The sequence below is a fragment of the Proteus sp. LHD240705 genome, assembly GCF_047921555.1.
Lineage (GTDB): Bacteria > Pseudomonadota > Gammaproteobacteria > Enterobacterales > Enterobacteriaceae > Proteus.
Genome location: NZ_JBLRMI010000012.1, coordinates 52,870 through 71,149, shown reverse-complemented (window position 1 = coordinate 71,149; position 18,280 = coordinate 52,870). Strand labels below are relative to the sequence as shown.

18 protein-coding genes are annotated in these 18,280 nt (G+C 37.9%); 4 read left to right on the top strand and 14 right to left on the bottom strand.

The window, feature by feature from the left end; all coding sequences use genetic code 11:
• Positions 1-822: hypothetical protein (locus ACNART_RS17030; protein ID WP_368890626.1), on the bottom strand; the 822-nt coding region annotated here is incomplete at its 3' end.
• Between the two features lie 131 nt (positions 823-953).
• Complete coding sequence (locus ACNART_RS17025; protein WP_198620529.1) at positions 954-1,223, bottom strand: helix-turn-helix domain-containing protein; 270 nt, start codon at positions 1,221-1,223, stop codon at positions 954-956.
• Between the two features lie 441 nt (positions 1,224-1,664).
• On the opposite strand from ACNART_RS17025, the gene ACNART_RS17020 reads away from it, so the two are divergent.
• Positions 1,665-2,003 (top strand): hypothetical protein, encoded by a 339-nt coding sequence (locus tag ACNART_RS17020; RefSeq protein ID WP_416303657.1) that lies wholly within the window; start codon positions 1,665-1,667, stop codon positions 2,001-2,003.
• Between the two features lie 99 nt (positions 2,004-2,102).
• Complete coding sequence (locus ACNART_RS17015) at positions 2,103-2,456, top strand: helix-turn-helix transcriptional regulator (RefSeq protein WP_416303656.1); 354 nt, start codon at positions 2,103-2,105, stop codon at positions 2,454-2,456.
• Here ACNART_RS17015 and ACNART_RS17010 read toward each other — a convergent pair.
• Positions 2,435-3,289, bottom strand: a complete 855-nt coding sequence (locus ACNART_RS17010) for a helix-turn-helix domain-containing protein (RefSeq protein ID WP_368888157.1) — start codon at positions 3,287-3,289, stop codon at positions 2,435-2,437. The two genes, ACNART_RS17015 and ACNART_RS17010, sit on opposite strands and share 22 nt — an antisense overlap.
• Before the next feature lie 122 nt (positions 3,290-3,411).
• On the opposite strand from ACNART_RS17010, the gene ACNART_RS17005 reads away from it, so the two are divergent.
• Positions 3,412-4,059 carry a lysostaphin resistance A-like protein gene (locus ACNART_RS17005; protein WP_416303655.1) on the top strand — a complete coding sequence of 216 codons (648 nt, stop codon included), beginning with the start codon at positions 3,412-3,414 and terminating at the stop codon, positions 4,057-4,059.
• A gap of 609 nt (positions 4,060-4,668) precedes the next feature.
• On the top strand, positions 4,669-5,634 hold the full coding sequence (locus tag ACNART_RS17000) for a helix-turn-helix domain-containing protein (protein ID WP_368927903.1): 966 nt from the start codon (positions 4,669-4,671) through the stop codon (positions 5,632-5,634).
• Between the two features lie 142 nt (positions 5,635-5,776).
• Here ACNART_RS17000 and ACNART_RS16995 read toward each other — a convergent pair whose 3' ends face one another.
• The 11 genes from ACNART_RS16995 to ACNART_RS16945 form a co-directional block, all read right to left on the bottom strand.
• Entirely contained in the window at positions 5,777-6,061 is a 285-nt protein-coding gene (locus ACNART_RS16995) for a ferredoxin family protein (protein ID WP_198626447.1), read from the bottom strand.
• Positions 6,058-7,344, bottom strand: a complete 1,287-nt coding sequence (locus ACNART_RS16990; RefSeq protein WP_198620534.1) for an FAD-dependent oxidoreductase — start codon at positions 7,342-7,344, stop codon at positions 6,058-6,060. Before ACNART_RS16990 ends, ACNART_RS16995 begins: the two co-directional genes overlap by 4 nt.
• Positions 7,345-7,407: 63 nt before the next feature.
• Positions 7,408-8,349 (bottom strand): FAD-binding protein, encoded by a 942-nt coding sequence (locus ACNART_RS16985; RefSeq protein ID WP_198620535.1) that lies wholly within the window; start codon positions 8,347-8,349, stop codon positions 7,408-7,410.
• Positions 8,350-8,360: 11 nt separating this feature from the next.
• Positions 8,361-9,137 carry a putative electron transfer flavoprotein FixA gene (gene fixA / locus ACNART_RS16980; protein ID WP_198626449.1) on the bottom strand — a complete coding sequence of 259 codons (777 nt, stop codon included), beginning with the start codon at positions 9,135-9,137 and terminating at the stop codon, positions 8,361-8,363.
• Positions 9,138-9,190: 53 nt separating this feature from the next.
• Positions 9,191-10,330 carry an acyl-CoA dehydrogenase family protein gene (locus ACNART_RS16975; RefSeq protein WP_088494521.1) on the bottom strand — a complete coding sequence of 380 codons (1,140 nt, stop codon included), beginning with the start codon at positions 10,328-10,330 and terminating at the stop codon, positions 9,191-9,193.
• Positions 10,331-10,425: 95 nt separating this feature from the next.
• Positions 10,426-11,745, bottom strand: coding sequence for a GntP family permease (locus tag ACNART_RS16970; RefSeq protein WP_109373297.1), 1,320 nt, complete (start codon positions 11,743-11,745; stop codon positions 10,426-10,428).
• Positions 11,746-11,825: 80 nt separating this feature from the next.
• The gene (locus tag ACNART_RS16965) at positions 11,826-12,959 is read right to left on the bottom strand and encodes a 2-hydroxyacyl-CoA dehydratase subunit D (RefSeq protein WP_368927904.1); all 1,134 of its coding nucleotides are present in this window, start codon (positions 12,957-12,959) and stop codon (positions 11,826-11,828) included.
• On the bottom strand, positions 12,959-14,200 hold the full coding sequence (locus ACNART_RS16960) for a 2-hydroxyacyl-CoA dehydratase subunit D (RefSeq protein WP_069369783.1): 1,242 nt from the start codon (positions 14,198-14,200) through the stop codon (positions 12,959-12,961). The genes ACNART_RS16965 and ACNART_RS16960 overlap by 1 nt, the downstream gene beginning before the upstream one ends.
• Positions 14,197-15,024, bottom strand: a complete 828-nt coding sequence (locus tag ACNART_RS16955; protein ID WP_151436161.1) for an acyl-CoA dehydratase activase — start codon at positions 15,022-15,024, stop codon at positions 14,197-14,199. Before ACNART_RS16955 ends, ACNART_RS16960 begins: the two co-directional genes overlap by 4 nt.
• Positions 15,025-15,060: 36 nt before the next feature.
• Positions 15,061-16,296, bottom strand: coding sequence for a CaiB/BaiF CoA transferase family protein (locus ACNART_RS16950; RefSeq protein ID WP_098941845.1), 1,236 nt, complete (start codon positions 16,294-16,296; stop codon positions 15,061-15,063).
• A gap of 66 nt (positions 16,297-16,362) precedes the next feature.
• Positions 16,363-18,000, bottom strand: coding sequence for an AMP-binding protein (locus ACNART_RS16945; RefSeq protein WP_198620539.1), 1,638 nt, complete (start codon positions 17,998-18,000; stop codon positions 16,363-16,365).
• Between the last annotated feature and the right edge of the window lie 280 nt (positions 18,001-18,280).

The window sequence follows — 18,280 nt, the reverse complement described above, 5'->3', positions numbered from 1 at the left end:
GGGAATACTTAAAACTGGTGTGTCTGTTACGGGATCTGGTTTTGCTGTTACAGTAACATCATCACTTTTATTACCACTCGGATCTTTCGCACTTGCGGTAACATCACTGTTATCTTTTATATTGTCATTCGGAATGGTGACGTGATTGTTATCTGTATCAGGAATTAAGTCCGGATTGCTTGATGTCCAGCCATTATCGCCTTTCTCTAATGTGACAGTATTTGAGTTACCATTCTCATCTTCAAAAGTAACATCTACAGAATCACCTTTATTTGCATCTTTTGGTAAATCAATAGACACAGAACCATCATCTTCAGCTGTTAATCCTGGTTTACTTGGTGCGGTAACATCGGCATCATTACCTTTATTATCACCACCATGGTTTCTATTAGCTAAAAAGATCGCTAATGCACTACCGATAGAACCAGCAACCCATAAAAATAGACCAATTCCATCATCATTATCAGAAAGAGTACCGGTTTCACCAGCAACTAAATGCTCTAAAACAGGACCATCTTGAGTAATAGTGACTTCCCCCATGACCCCGTTTTGATCTAATACATTTAAAGTTGCATAACACTGTTCTTCTCCTGGTTTACATTCTTCCCAGAAATCTTTAATTACAACTTCGAACTCTTGTTCTTTACTAGATAAAATAAGATCATCTGACTTACGAAGTGCTTTAATATCTAGCGGTGAAAGATTTGTTTCAGAATCAATTAATTGGTAAACTTCATTGGGTTTTGCCGTTATCACATGCTTTGCATGCGGATTTAACTGCACTTGTATATCTGAATTTTTTTCAGAAAAGATAAATTTCATAATAATTACCTAGCATTAGAATAGAACTTCTAAACAGTAAATACGCGCTGTTTATTTAAAAATTCTTTATTAAGAATCAGTTACAAAATAATAGTCTTTCCTTATTCTCCCCCTTGTATTTGCATTGTTTTCTATTTATGAATATACTCGCGATTACAATCAATAATTATTCTCTTTTTACTGTCTAATATTTTTATAAAATGAAGGATAGAAATATTTAAAATAAAGCAAACTTCTATTAGTGTAGAAACACTCCATTTAACATCACCTCGTTCGAGGCGAGAATAATGTTGTTGGCTTATATTCATTTTCTTTGCCACATTAATCCCTGTCAGATTTTGAGCCTTCCTTATAGCTTTAACCTCATTTCCTATTACATAATTAATATTCCAGCCATGCATCTTAATTACCTAAGAAGGGGATGAACATAGAAACACTACAAATATGATTTCACTTAAGTTCAGTGTATCACCTAGCCCAGCGCCCCAAATCAAACAAAGAAATAAATAAATACCACAAAACAATAAATAAGATGTTTATCAATAAAGTAGGAACCCTAAAAAAGATACAACAACTAATTTTTTTAATTAAACTGCCAAAAATGTTAAAACATACTCGTATAATCAAAGTTATACTTACACCTATGTAATTTACTGTGAGAATTAGTCTTTACTTATGATAACCCACATAAAAAATAACACTAAAAGATAAATAAATACCACTATTTGCTACACCGTAAAAAATGTAATTTCATTTATAAAAATAAAACCATAGACTAATCATTAATATATTTATCATTACTATTTAACTAATTAAATTTGGATTAAAGTGAGTCTATTTATATGAAAGATTATTATTTTCATTTAAAAAACTTAACCCTATCTAATTACATTATGTTATTAACAAAAGATAGCGAAATACGAATAGAAACGAGTAAATTTAAAAAATCAATAAATAAAAATAGTATTGCTCTAATATCAAAAGATATAAAGTTTGATGTATTTTTTTCTAATGAAAACAAACCAACCTTACTTTATTTATCTTGTGATGTCCTTAGAGATGCTTTAAAAATAAATTTTGCCTCTAATCATCTTATATTAAAAGAGAATACACAGAATATTGAAAACAATATTTTGATAAAAAAAACTCATCCAGAAGATATTCTGTTATTTAATAAATAAAAAACCAAATTTAATAACGAAATTATTACATCTGACAAAATAGAACATGAATATATATTAAAAATAGCATACTTATTAAGTGGCTTAGAAATAAATATTATGAGTTTTATCTATAATATGTACAATTCATCATATACAAATAAAATAATCAATATTATTAGTGAAGATTTAAGTTATGAGTGGACAATAAAAGATATTAGTAAAAGGCTATATATTGGAACATCATCTTTAAGAAAAAAGCTTGAGGCAGAAAAAACAAACTTTACAAAAATATTAACAAAAACAAGAATGGAACATGCTATAAATTTATTAACAACAACAAATTTAAACATAAATACCATATCAAATAAATTAGGGTATAAAACAACGTCATATTTCATAAAGAAATTCAAAGAATATTATAATACAACACCTAAAAAATTACTAAAAAATCATACAACAGGAACGAAGTAATCCAATGAACATATATTACTTTTATCTTTCATATGTTTGATATTAAAAATCTCAATATCATAGCCATCTCTTTTTTTGGCTTTTAACTTTGGTAATTCCCTAGAATAAATAACATTAGATAATATTAAATATTCATCCCATGTACCATAAAATGAAAATTTACAATATTTATCACCATTCATAGAAACAAAAAACTTATGTTTATCACTAAATTCAAAAAAATTATATACAACTAATACATTTTTATTAAAGGAAGATTTTTCATACCGATAATATACATTCAAATAAAAATCAGAACTATTTTTTATTAACATTTTTAAATTATCTATTTTATCTTTATTATTAAAAATCAACCTAGTTCGAGCAATAGTAGCCTTAAGTTCAAAAGGAATATCAACATAATAAATACTTTCTTCATATTTAGGAGACAATAAACTGACAAAGCTTTCACTACTTATTAAATTTTGGAAAGTTAAATAACTATGTTGTGGTATATAGTAAGTAAAGTCCCAGTATTTACAGGTTCGGTAAGCACTTGGTGTTACTTTAAAGTATCTTTTAAAAGCTCTTGAAAAATTCTGTTGAGAATTAAATTGATAAATAATCGATATATCTAATACAGATAAACTTGTTAATCGTAATAAAGTTGCAGACAACGACAAACGTCTTGCTAGGATATATCTAGCAATCGTCTTGCCAGTAAAATGATAAAACAAATCTTGAAAATGCCTTTTACTGTATCCTGATTTTTTTATAACATCACTTTGAGATAAAGGACTATTTAAATTTTCTTCAATCCAATCGAGGATAGTCTGTAAAAGATTTTCTTTCAAAATTTAGCCTTATATTAGCTATAAGTTATTTATATTTATTACATTAACACAAAAATTATTTTTATCATGCATAATAAATAAAACAAATTACTTATCTGATTACCCCTCAAAGACAAACATAAATGGAATTTCCCAAAGATCGAGTTTACCATTTAGTCATCTGCATACTTGCCTTTATAGGCTACTTCTTTTCCTCTTTTAGCCTATTGCTAACGCCTTCATCTGTTGCACTATTTCAATCAACTTATATCATCTCATTGGTGAGCTTTTTTATTTACCTTCCCTACTGCCTAATTATTTGGTTTGCCTATCAAAAACACATTACATTAATGCCATTAGGCCGGCTTCAATGGCGAACATTAAAAGCCCCTATCTTAACATTACTGGGATTATTATTTATCGGCATGTTTTTAGGTTCTGACGATGATTCATGGATAGCCGAGGTTGAACCCATTACAGGATTTGCTTTCTTCCTGTTTGCCCTTGCTGCTATGTTTATTGCTCCGATTACTGAAGAGATCATTTTTAGAGGTTTTCTATTAAATGCAGGCATGTGGTATGGCAATACAGGAAAATGGATAGCGATTATTCTTTCTTCACTGCTATTTTCAACTATGCACTATCAATATGAATCAATCACTACATTTATTCTTATTTTTATTGTGGGAGTTATCTTTTGTTTAGTAAGAATAGGATTTCGTTTATTAATCGCACCTATTTCCCTACACTGCATCAATAATTCAATCACTATTCTTTTCTTAATGATATAGCATTTTTATTTAATAAAACTCTCTTTGATATGGAAAAATGGTTATTATTAATAACTAATATAATAATATTTAAAGAGTTTTATTATTTTTAGCTAAATATTTTTTATAATAAAAAAATATTTATTATCTATAATTATCTTACTAACGCATCTTAAAAACAAATTACATTATTAACCATAAAAAATCATCTTATTAACAAGCCATTATTTAAATTACATAAAATCCATATTAACTCACACTCTGAAAAGAATGAAATAAATAAGATATTAATAAGAATCACTCTTAATCTATTTATGAGATCTCTCTCTAAAGATAGGAAATTAACTTAGGATTAATAGCATAGAAATGCTAGCATAAAAAATGCTATAAATTAATTCTATAATTTACATGATGTTAGTTTAAATAAATTAAAAACTTTTAAATATATTGTCTTCAATTTATTAACAAGAAAGATAATGAATATCTCCGTTAATAATTATTTAAACTTACTATTCTAATTTTAAAATTAAAGTTATAAAAACATTATTCTATTTCAACCTGGTTTAAGTCGTTTTTATACTAGATTGATAGCAACACAACAAAAATACTTTCAATAAAAGTGGGCGTACTATGAAAAGCATGTTTACGACTCGGGAGCTCCCTGACGTAGATCGGTTTTCCGTATTCAGGGATACAATAAAAGACCGCTTTTTATCGTCTTATGAATGCAATGAAGTCGAATTGCCTCCTCATTCTCGATTTTATGCCAACATTATCGAGCAGAAGGTGACAAATATTCGCTTTATTCAGCTAGAGTCTAATGGTCACTGGGCGAGTAGCCGTCCTTTAACTCATAAACTTAGCTTGGAAGAGCATTTTCAAATTGAGATACAGCGTTCAGGAACTAGCCATCTTACTCAAGATGGAAGAACCGCATTTCTACGGCAAGGAGACTTTTGTATTTTTGATATGGCAAGACCCGTATCATGGTCTTTTGATAACGATTACTCATTATTTAAAATTTTGATCCCAAGGGAAAAACTAGCATCACGTTTAGGTAATACCCAAAATCTTACTGCAAGAGCAATACGAGGCAATAGCATTACAGGCTCCCTCGTTTATAGCTTTGTGATGCGCTATATTCCGTTCTTAGATTCAATGCCACCACAACATGCACAACAACTTGCCGATATTTTATTGAATTTAATTACGTCTGCTTTCAGTGAATACAGTATTGCAACTCCACCTCAAAGCTTAGGAAGATCAACACTGTTTTATTTTGCCCAGCACTATTTAGAGCAACATATTTCCGATCCAGATTTAAGTGTTAATCAATGTGCAAATGCTTGTGGGATCTCCGTGCGCTATTTACAAATGTTATTTAAAGAACAAAATACCTCTGTACTTCGTTGGATCTACCAAAAACGCCTTGAGAATTATAAAGCGGCTTTAGTTAATCCTCTCTTGGCAGAGAAAAATATTACACAATTAGCTTATGAATGCGGATTTAGCGATATTTCTAATTTAAGTCGAAAATTTAAATCCGAATTTTTTATGACGCCTTCAGAATATCGAAAAATACATTCGTTAAGATAAGTTTTAAAACAGGGTTATAGAGCATATAAAAATCATTTCAAGCATTATGATCCATATATGAATCAATATGTACTCAGAATGCTCATTCCCCCTCTAGTTAAAATTTTGGAGGTTATGTTAGAGGGGGATTGGTGTTGTTACATTAACCGTAACGAAATTCAATGCCTAAAGTGCCACATGGATATTCCCATTTCTTTAAAATTGTTTCACCACATAAAACACGGCAAGTTCCGCACTCTAAACAGCCCGCGTAATCAAAAAGGTATTGTCCTTTTTCATCTTTCTTATATAACCCAGCAGGGCAGGCTTTCATTAAGATGTCAAATTGTACAGGATCGATATCATCCTTTAACACAATATGTGGATTTTCTTCATCCACATTAAATTTATTGGCGCCTAATTTAACGTCTACGTTGACTTGACTCATAAAGAACGTACCCCCTTAAACCCATCTTTAATTAAGTTCATCACACCCACTTTCTTAACTTGAGACAGTATTTTCTTACGCACAGGTTTTTCTGGACCATTAATCACAAATAAGTCGTGCATCACGTTCGCAGCCATTTGCGGGTAATCCGTAAAGAATCTTGTATTATCGAGGAAAGAAGGCAAGTCTTTGTATAACTTCATATCTTTCATCACAAAGCTGTCATTTAATAAAGATTGGTAGCAACTTAATTCTTTTTGGCTATAACTGTTTTGCTCTTTCGCCATTAATACCGCTTTTGCAGCCGCTTCACCTGAAGCAATCGCTAAATCCATTCCTCTTACGGTATAGCCGACATTAAGGCAAAAACCTGCGGCATCTCCCGCCACTAATACGCCATCTTTGACTAATTCAGATACCATATTCATGCCACCCTCTGGCACCATATGCGCTGAATATTCTAATAATTTGCCGTCTTTGATAAGTGGTGCAACAACAGGGTGCTGTTTAAAATCTTCTAATAATTGAGGAACCGTTTTTTCGAATTTATCGACATTATGTAGCCCTAAAACAAGGCCTAAAGAAACGGTATTTTTATTGGTATATAAGAATCCGCCACCTAAATATCCACCTGATGGTGCGCCAGCAAAAAGCCAAGCTAAGCCTTCATCATTAGTACAACCAAATCGGTCTTCCATTTGTTGTGGCGTGAATTCCAATAACTCTTTAACCCCTACCGCCACAGTGTGAGGATTAATTTTTTGTGTCATACCTAATTGTTTTGCTAATAATGAATTAACACCATCAGCGAGGATAACCACATGGGCTTCAATTTCATCATCACCCGCTTTTACACCACACACCTTGCCTTCTTTCACCAACACTTCATCAACGCGAACACCCGTGATCACTTGTGCGCCAGCGTTTTCTGCTTTTTCCATTAACCATTGGTCAAATGAAGAACGTAATACGGTATAAGAGCGTGCAGCTTCCTCTTCTTGTTGCGTGTGTTGATAATCTAAAGTCACACCATCTGTTTCCGTTAGCATGGAAATTTTTTCACGCGTCACAAGGCGTTCAACAGGTGCTTCTTGGGCAAAATTGGGAATGATTTTTTCAAGGCTGTGCGCGTATAAACGTCCACCTGTCATATTTTTACTGCCAGCGAAATTACCTCGCTCTACAACTAAAACATCACACCCTGCTTGTGCTAATACATAGGCAGCAGTACCACCAGCAAGTCCACCACCCACAATAATGGCGTCAAAAATATCGTCTGACATACTTTCCTATCCTTTTATTATGTGTGGTCGCTTAGCAAATTATCACTAAGCGACCTACGGTGATTAGCCGCCAAGCTTCGCGGTTAATGCAGGTAACACTTTGTAGAGGTCGCCAACAATACCGTAATCCACCATATTGAAAATTGGGGCATTTTTATCTTTGTTGATAGCAACAATGACTTTTGCTCTATCCACACCCACCATATGCTGAATTTGCCCTGAAATACCGACAGCAACATAAACATCCGCACCTAAAGTCACGCCTGAAACACCAATGTAGCGGTCATGTTCCATCCAGCCTTCACCCTCAGCAATCGGACGTGAACAGCCCACTTCGCCTTGAAGGGCTTTCGCAAATGCCTCCGCGAGTGCAATATCATCCGCCTTACCAAAACCGCGTCCGACACCCACAACACAATGCGCTTTACCTAAATCAACGGCACTGCCATGTTTTGGCTTACGAGCCAATACTTTTAATGTATGTGCAGGGGCGATAAAGGCACTTTGCACCACTTGTGCATTGGGTGCGTCTTTGATGGCTTCCACATCTAATGCACTACCGACAGTCGCAATGGCATAAGGTGAGCGAATTTCTGCTTTAGCATGCGCTAAACCACCATAGACTTGGTGTGTAGCAATCACAGTATTGTTTTCAATAGCAATACTTAATGCATCACTGACAACACCAGCGTTTAAAGTCACACCAAGACGAGCCGCAATCGCTTTTGCTCGTTTTGATGAAGCAAGTAGAACCAATGCATTCGCACCCGCTTCTTTAATAATTGCGGCAAAAGAGGCCGCATAATCTTCAGCAATCACACCCTCTTGAGGTGCAAAGCAGTACACACAATCAGCGCCTAAGTTGACACATTCACGCGTGTTTTCATCATCACCAATAAACAGAACATTGACCTTTTCGCCAAGGCCACGCGCAAATGCGATCAGCTTTGCTAAATCATCCGCTTTTTCGGCATAAACAAAGGTAGTAGGTAGTAAACTAGCCATTTTTAATCTCCTTATTGATTAACCGCTTGGCGTAAATGTTCAGCAAAAGTGGCAATATTTTCATCTGAATCACCTTCTAAAATAATACCAAGGCGATCAGATTGCTCTGGCGCACAAACTTGTGTTTGCACAACAGTCAGAGAAGAAATATCAACACCGATATCTCCTAACCCCAGCTTTTCAACTGGTTTTTTATTCGCCGCTAAAATGGCTTTCATTGAAGGGAGTTTTGGTGTGTTAATACTTGAAGTGACACACACAATGGCAGGTAATGTCAGTTCAAGTTCTTCAGTGATATTTTCTAAATCACGTTCAACAATGATTTTGTCGCCTTCAACGGTGATTTTGTTTACAGCGTTCACACAAGGTAAACCTAAATATTCACCAACGGCTAAACCCGTTTGTTGAGCGTATAAATCACCTGAACCTTCGCCGAAAATGAGCAAGTTAAAACCCACTTTTTTTGCTGCTTGCGCAATAATATTGGCAGTATCCGTTGAATAAAGCGCGCTACATGCATCATCAGCAACCAGCGTTAATGCATCTGGGCCACGCGATAAAATATCTTTTTTGATTTTCGCGTTTTCAACCATTGCACTTGTCCCCACACTTAATGCAGTTACAGTGCTATCACCAAGGGTAGAGGCTATTTCTACTGCGGTTTCAATTGCATTCAAGTCATACAAACTAATTTTTAAACCCGCATTATCGGTTGCGAGTGTACGATCAGGCCGTGTTGTGATGTCTTGTTCGTCATGAACAACCTTACAGCAGGCAATAAGTTTCATAATTCACATTCTCCGTTTTGCACAATGCAACAAATTAATAAGCTCAAATCTCATTACGCTAAAATATGCTTAGCGATGACCATACGTTGCACTTCACTTGTGCCTTCAAAAATCTCAGTAAGTTTTGCTTCACGCATCAAACGTTCAACAGGATAGGATTTGGTGTAACCCATACCGCCATGTAATTGAACGGCTTTTTGAGTTACATAAGTGGCAGCTTCTGCTGCATAAAGTTTGGCTTGAGCTGATTCACGAGTGTAAGGAAGACCTGCCATTTTGGCGGCAGCGGCGCGATAAACTAGCATACGTGCGCAATCAACACGCGTTGCCATATCCACTAATACCCATTGAATACCTTGATTAGCCGCAATAGGTTTACCAAATTGAATACGTTCTTTGGTGTAAGCAATAGTGGCATCTAAGGCACTTTGTGCGATCCCTAATGCCAATGCAGAACAACTTAAACGCCCGCCATCTAAGGTTTCCATCGCGATATTAAAGCCTTTGCCTTCTTCGCCTAACATAGCGCTGGCTGAAACAACACAATCACTGAAGCTCACAGAGCAGGTTTCAGAGCCGTTCATACCCATTTTGTCTTCAGGTAAACCAATGCTAATACCAGGGTTATCACGCTCAACTAAGAATGCGGTGATCCCTTTTACGCCTTTGCTTTTATCGGTCATAGCAAACACGATAAAGAAAGCACCTTGAGGCGCCGCAGTGATCCACAATTTAGAGCCATTAATCACATAGTTATCGCCTTGGCGAACCGCTGTTGTTTCCTGAGCCGCAGCATCACAACCCGCACTAGGCTCTGACAAACAGAAGCACCCTAATTTTTCGCCAGAAACCACACCTGGTAAAATGCGTGCTTTAGTTTCTTCATCAGCATATTTTTGAATAATTGGTCCTGTTAAAGAACATTGTGATCCCATGATCATGGCGTGAGAGGCACTCACTTTCGCCATCTCTTCTGTGGCTAATACATAGCTAATAGCATCTGCTTCTGTACCACCATAAGCTTCATCAATGTTGAAACCAAAGAGTCCCAATTCAGCCATCGGTGCAACACTCTCACTAGGAAAGCGATGTTCTTTATCAATAGCACCCGCAATTGGTTTAATGTCGTTTTCAACGAACTCTCTGACCATATCGCGGATCAGGACTTGTTCTTCTGTTAGCTGAAAATCCATGTTTATCTTCCTCTGAGAATATTGATGGTTATCTCTATGGCGTGCGATTTCACGTTTGTCGTCTTATCGCACGCATTAATGGGTTAACGTGATTTCTACATCGTCGCTATTGATGCAGGTAAAAAGGTGTACAGCAACAACATAAACATCATGGCTAACAGTGGGATAGCGAGGGTTAATGTCCCCACTGGCCCATAGCCCTCTTTATGGCTGACACCACAGACGCTAAAGACAGTAATAATCAATCCGTTAAATGGCGGTGTTGTACTCATAGATGCCATTGTGGCAACACGGTGTAATGAACCTTGATCAACCACGGTTGCAGGGAACATCGCAGCAATCATTGGCATTGCGATACTTAACGCACCAGAGCCTGAACCACTGATAAACACTAGCGCACCGACTGAAATTGCAGTCACAACAAGTGGATTAAGACCCGATTGAGCAATCGCTTGGAATGATTCTTTGAAGGCAGGTAACGTCATGACTAACGCACCAAATCCAACAATAACCGCCGTGTTAAAGAGGGAGGTCACCCCTTCCATCGTCCCTGCGGCTAAATTAGGTATGAGTTTTTTCCAATCTAGATAGCGTAAGTACACAATCAAGGCAGCAATAATGGCGCAGAACAGTGCAATAGCGGGATCCCATTTCAGGATATTCAGCACGACAAGCAGAATAAGCATCGGCAGTAATGCAACGAGCACATTCGGTAATTGGCGATCTTTTTTACCCTCTTCTGCTTTCGCCGTTTTTTCATCTTCAACCCAACCTTCACCTTTCGCTTTTACGCGCTTAAAGAGCCAAGTGAGATAAATAATCACTAAGGTGACTTGGAACAATGCTGTCAACATACCTGGTACTAAACCCGCAGTTGCTGACGTGCCTAGAAATTTCATTGGGATAAGGTTTTGGATCTGAGGCGATCCCGGCATGATCATCACAAACGTACCCGCACCTGCAAAATAGACAGCCGGAATAAGTCTGCGAGGAAGATTCGCTTTACGGAATAAACTCACCATCATTGAATAGACGGTAAACAGTGCAACAAACACTGACACACCGCCGTAGGCTAAAATGGCACAAGCCGCCACTAATGATGGAATAACGGCTCTTTCACCAAATTTACCAATAATAAAAGAGGCAACACTATCAGCAGCGCCACTGATAGCGGTTAATTTGCCAAAAATCGCGCCTAGTACGAAAATGAAGAAGAAGCTGCCAAAATAGCCACCTAATCCGCCGGTATACACTTGTAATAGTGCATCGACAGGATTAAGCATATCTGGTGATACAAGCCATGCAGTCACAGCAAGAAATAGGCTGGTGGTAAAGACAGAAATAAAAATATGTATGCCTTTCATACACATAATCATTAATATCGCTAGCCCGATGATTAAACAAATAATACCCATGATTGCCCCACTTATATGTGTTAGGGTTCAATTGACCTGCGTAAATCACGCAGGTCTTTTGTGACTATTAATTAACGTTGTTAAGCAGAAAGCACATCTGCAAAAGTTTGCAGTGCTGTTCTTGCCTGTTCATATGTTTTAGTTTGCTGATCGATTTCGATAATGATGGAAGGAATGCCTTCTCTATCGAGGAATTTCTTCACAATAGGGGCATCAAATTCTTCAGGATCACAGAACTTCGTCAGTAAATAGACGACACCATCGGCGCCTGTGTTTTTCACCATATCGGCAATTAAACGACCGCGTTTTTTCTCTGGATCATACAAAAGTGAACACCCTTCAAGATGGGCGATTTGCTCAGCCATCGCTTCATAAGGTGCTTTGTTTTCAGGAATATCTTGGCGAAACTGACGAGACTCATGCGCGACTTCATCCGCCACAATCGCCATTTTGTTGTCAGCCAAAATTTGTAGAATAGAAGGGCTATCCGCAATAATGCCTGTTACAACAATCTTGTGTCCTTTCCAAGGTTCTGGAGACAAGGTTTTGCATTGTGCAACAATGGTTTCAACGACTTTTGTATACTCCACGACATCCATAAAATAACCACTTTTGATCACAGTGTTACGACGTTGTGGTGTGACCAAGTTTGGATGAAGTGCCGCGATATCTGAAAACTCGCGTAATGCGCGACGGCGCTGATTAAACAGATGGATGGCATTTTTCAGTGCATCGTCTGTTACCGCTTGACCTGAAATCTCCCCTAATTGCAGTGCAATTTTCTTATATTGTTCAGTTAAGAATGCAATACCTGCTGGCGTTTTACGGTTCTGTGGATGAACCAATTGAATGAAAGGAACTTGTGGTACACCAGATTTCCAGTTTTGCCCTAAGCATTTTAAGGTGTCACAAAGAGAAGGAATTAAGGCAGCAGACAATTTATTTAATGCCCCATCTAATCCCATCTCAAGAGAAGAAAGCACTAGTGCACAATAGAAAGGAGGAAAATATTTCTTCGCTTCTGAGATCTCACGGCCTTCTGCACCCCAAATACCAAAAGGCACCATACCTGCGGCATAGACAATTTCATTCGGCGTATATTCAGGAAAACAGCCAACAACCTTTTTGCCACTACGAATAAACCCATCTAATTGAGCAACAGGGTTATCCACCACGGCTTGTAACTCATCAAACAACTCCGCTAATGTTTTCATTAGATGTCCCCCTTTTTCATTTCTGCTTTGTTAGCAGCCATAATTTCAGTCAATGCTTCAACACGGGTGACATACTGCGCTTCAGAGAAAACACGAGGATCAGCTTGGTCGCCATCAAAAGTCACTGTTGGGATCTTAAGTTCATGACGAATACGGCGCTCAATTTCAGGCATAATGCCACTCCAGAGCTTGCAACTACGGTTAACGTGAATAATCGCACCATCAACTTTATTCTGACGGCTCACGTTAATACGCATATCAGCAGCACGTTCAACAGAGACACAGTTAGGAACGTAGGAGTAAGCACGCATCATTTCGTCACTATTTTGATAAATCACACCAAATGCGGTGGCGTAAACAGTGGCAGTTACGTTGATACCTTGCTCTTTTAACGGAGTAGATGTGGCACGCAAGTAAGGCCAGCAGGCAATACCTTCAAAGAGAACTCGGTATTTTTCTTCACCGCGGTAAGTCGATTTTTTCTCTTTGATATTTTGTTCCATCTCTTCACACAGTTGCTCAAAAGCCAGTGCGGCTTCTAATTTACCGCGAGCACAAACAGCAACAGCCATGTGATTAAAGAGATCAAAACCATTCATTGGCGAAGGTTCATATTGGCAATATTCCGCCGCTTTTAACCATGCACGTCCTGTACGTTGCGAAATTTCACAGACTTCTTTAAATTTCTCTTCTGAGAACACTTTGCCTGTGACTTTTTCGAGTTGTTTGATGGCATCATCAAATTGCGCTTGAACATATTTCACCGTTACATCATCGGTGTCATAGTCATTTTTATAAGGAATATCGATAAGGATCATCGGGATATTCAGCTCATAAGCGATATTTTCATACCATTTGATCATGCAGTTACAGATGTTGTTACAGCACAGCAAGAAGTCAGGCTGTGGCATATCCATCTCTTCACACTGCTTAATATCCATGTAAGAAAGGCTAATGCGTGCATAAGCACAGATATCATTGGAATAACCCATGCTTTCTGCGTGCTCACACATTTTTAAACCCGCACCTTTTGCGGCAATCGCAGCGGCTTGGTTTTCAGGATAAACCACACATAAACCCAGTGTTTCAGCGATTTCTTGCGGGAAGTTTGAGGCGCACCACCCTATTTTTTCACCGCTGTTTTTGGCATCCCACGCACGCTGATAAGCATCAGCGGCAATTTTTTGCAGTCGTTTTTTCGCAGGAATATAATCCGGCGCATTCATATCTACATTGCTCATTTTGATGTTCCTATTGTTAACGCATCGTCTTCCAGTTGATGGCGGTACGCTTCAAAGGCATAAATGGCGGCACCTATCGCCCCGTTATATTGTGATAATGGTGAGGTGGCGATAGGCGCGTTCAGCTCTTCGCTAACATAACGAACAACTTCAAAATTACTGGCAACACCGCCTGTCATGACAACAGGGGCTTCAACACCGACTCGTTTTGCAAGACCTGCAATACGGCTAGCCACAGAGCGGTGAATACCATTAATGACGTCGGGTATTGTTTCGTTATTCGCGAGATGAGAAATAACTTCCGATTCAGAGAACACGGTACAGGTGGAGCTAATCGTGACTTTCTTCGTGGACTTAGCGCCCTCTTGAGCGAGATCGGAAATCTTGGTTTCTAATACTCGCGACATCACATCTAAAAAGCGTCCTGTACCCGCAGCGCACTTGTCATTCATCACAAAGTTCAATAAACGGCCTGCACCATCCATATGAAGTGCTTTAACGTCTTGACCGCCGATATCAATCACTGTTTTCACACCCGGAAAAAGAAAGTGCGCACCTTTCGCATGGCAGCTAAGTTCACTCACTTCTTTGTTGGCTTCTTTCAATGAATTACGGCCATAGCCTGTTGCGCAAATCCAGCTGATCTGACTGAGATCGCCGCCAAATTGACGCAATACTTCATTGATCGCTTTTTCAGGCCCAGATGTACCAGCGCCAACAGATGCCAATGATTTCGCGACAATCGCATCACCATTTTTCATGATGATGCATTTCGAGGCTGACGATCCGATATCAACGCCCATTGTGAAAATGTCTTGTTGCATGCCTTTGCTCTCCTGAAAATTAAAAAAGTAAGTGGATTATTCTTTCCACGTCATCACGTCTTTATTGGCTTCAAGGTTTGCTATCTCTTCAGCGCTATACCCTAATTCAGCTAATACAGACGGTGTGTCTTCACCTAACAAAGGGCCACGGCGATATTCAGGTAAACCACTTTCTAAGAAATCAATCGGTGGACGAACTAAGGCTTTTTCACTGCCATTTTTATATTTCATGTTGTAGAAGGTGTTGATTGCCCAAGCTTGTTTATCTTCCAACACTTCTTCCCAAGTTTGCGCAATGCTGAATGGGATATCGTTTTTGGTGAAAATATCTGCCCACTCTGACGCTGTTTTTTGCTCAACTTGCTGCCAAATCAGGTCATATAATTCTGGGGAACGATTATTTTTCGCCACTTCTTGTAGACGTGTATAACGGGCGTCTTCTGCTAAATCTGGGCGACCAATACAGGAAATAAAGGTTGGGTAATAAGCATCGTAAACAGGCATACAGACTTGAATAAAACGATCATCTTTCGTTTTATAAGCCAAAATAAATGGGCTGGTGGTATTGCGGCGATCGATAGGATAAGGCTGACCATAATCTGGGTATTGTGCCGCTTGGATCATGATGGCTTGAGTGTAAATAGAAGTATGCAACAAGTTAGTTGAAACATACTCGCCTTGACCGATATTTTGAGCACGAATATAAGCAGCTAACACACCTGAAACCAAACCTAATGCACACTGGTGATCGCCAAGGCCAGGGATCACGTTCATAGGTACTGTGCCTTTTTGGTACAGAGAGCCTAAAATACCGCCACGCGCAAAGAATGCTGTGTAGTCAAATCCTGGTAAGTCTTTATCTGGGCCTTCATCGCCATACCCCGTCACGCTGGCGTAAACTAATTTTGGAAAGCGCTGTTTTAACGTTTCATAATCTAAACCCGCACGCTCTCTTGCTCCAGGGCGCCAGTTAGTTAAGAAAATGTCTGCTTTTTCTAACAGTTCAAACAGGATTTTTTTCCCTGCTTCTGTTTTCGTATTTAACACAATCCCACGTTTATTGGCGTTTTCTAAATCAAAACTGGTGTTTTCATGTTGATCTAATGGACGGCCTTCTGTTGGTGCTGTATAGCGTAAGTTATCACCACTTGGAGATTCGATTTTGATTACGTTCGCACCCATATCAGCTAAAATACGACCCGCTGCCGGTACCGCGATAAAGGTCGCCAACTCAACTACGGTGACGCCTTCCAGTGCTTTATGACTTGTCATTTCTTCTCCTAATTATTTTTAGACTTCATACTGCTGTTGTCAGAATGTGGATAAATCCGTTGTCACTTAACTCGCTACTTTGTTTTTTTCATCCTTGATTGAAACGCTATAACCCAGTTGCAATTTCAGCGCTTGCACATCAATTTTTCCGCAAGGGGTATGAGGAAATTCTGTAAAGAAATGGAGTTCTTTGGGGATTTTGTAGCGAGCCAGTCGCTCTTGTAGAAATTCACGTAATTCACTTTCACCAATGCTGTGGCCTTTTTGCACACAAATGGTGGCAATCACTTCTTCACCTAAATCAGCAGACGGAATGCCAAATGCTTTTGTCGCATCAACACCAGCATATTCAGCAATAGCTTCTTCTATTTCACAAAGGCTGATATTTTCACCACCGCGCACCACAATCTCTTTCATGCGATAGGCATAGTGATAATTTCCTTGTTCATCGATACAGCCGATATCACCCGTGTGTAACCAACCCTCTTCGTCTAACGCTTCTTTAGTTTTATCAGGGGCATTGTCATAGCCCATCATCACATGGAAACCACGCGTACAAATTTCACCTAAAATACCTACTGGCACAGATTTACCTGTTTTCGGATTGATAATTTTCATTTCAACAAAAGGTAAAGGCTTACCAATAGATCCACGTTTTATTGTTAAAGGATCGTTAGGTAATGTTTGGGTACAACAAGGTGAGGCTTCTGTTTGACCATAAGAGACGGTGATGCCTTTCATGCCGAGGATATTTTCGATGTCATCGATTAATGCGGGAGGAAAACTCGCTCCTGCAATAATGCCTTTATCAAGACTAGATAAATCATAGTGAGAAAATTGCTCATGCTTCATTAAGCGACTAAAAATTGTCGGAACGCCATGCATAATAGTGCAACGATAGTCTTGAACGACTTTTAAAACATCTTCAGCACAGTAGTTATCTAACAGAACTAATTGGCATCCTGTTGTTAATGCAAAAAAGAGGCAGGAAGAGAGTCCAAAGCAGTGGAACAGAGGAACCGCAAGACAAATTACATCGTCATGAGTCACACCTAAGCGCTGTGCTGATAACATGGCGTTATTGATGACATTATATTGGCTTAACATGACACCTTTAGGCATCGCTGTACTGCCAGAGGTCATTTGAATAGTCAGCAAATCTTTTGCACTAACTTGTTCAACAGCATGCTGATAAACAGCGTCGGATACGTGTATTGCTTTTTCTTTTAATTGAGATAAAGAGACACTTTTTTCTGCATGTTCATTTCCCATGCTAATAAATAATTGAGGTAATACATCGTTATTTTCGGATGCTTTTTTAGAAAGACAATTAATAACCTCAATAAAATGATTGCTTTTAAAACCATCAGAAAAACAGAGCGCTTTAATTCCAGTTAATCGACATAAATCTAATAACTCTCTTTTTTTAAAATGAAAGTTAATACAAACGACGGGCACACCAATTTGAGCGGCGGCAAGAAAACAGATTATCCATTCCACACTATTAGCAGACCAAATACCTAAACGATCCCCCTTTTTTAAACCAATAGATAAAAAACCACGGGCAACTTGATCCACTTCTTGTTGTAATTGTTGCCAAGTGAGTGTTTTTTTACTTTGATTCTCAATCAAGGCTATTTGTGAAGAATATTGCTTCACTACACTGTTTAGACATTCTTTAACTGTCGTTTCTAATAAGGTCATAAATACCTACTCAACCGCTTCTTTGCTGGTGTTTACGTCTGTAATGACCTTATTCTGAGTAGGGGAAATTATTCATTCTTGGTAAATAACGAACTGTTTTTCGTCATTTGAATAGTACGAGTGAGATTTGTGATTGGCGTCTAGATTTAGCGAGTTAAATATATTTACTAATTAAAGATTAATTAATTGGAATGAAATAGATTTGAAACTGATGCGTTATAAATGTGTTATTATTAAAAATAAAAAAGAGAGCTATTTTATTTAAATAAAGAAAATAAAA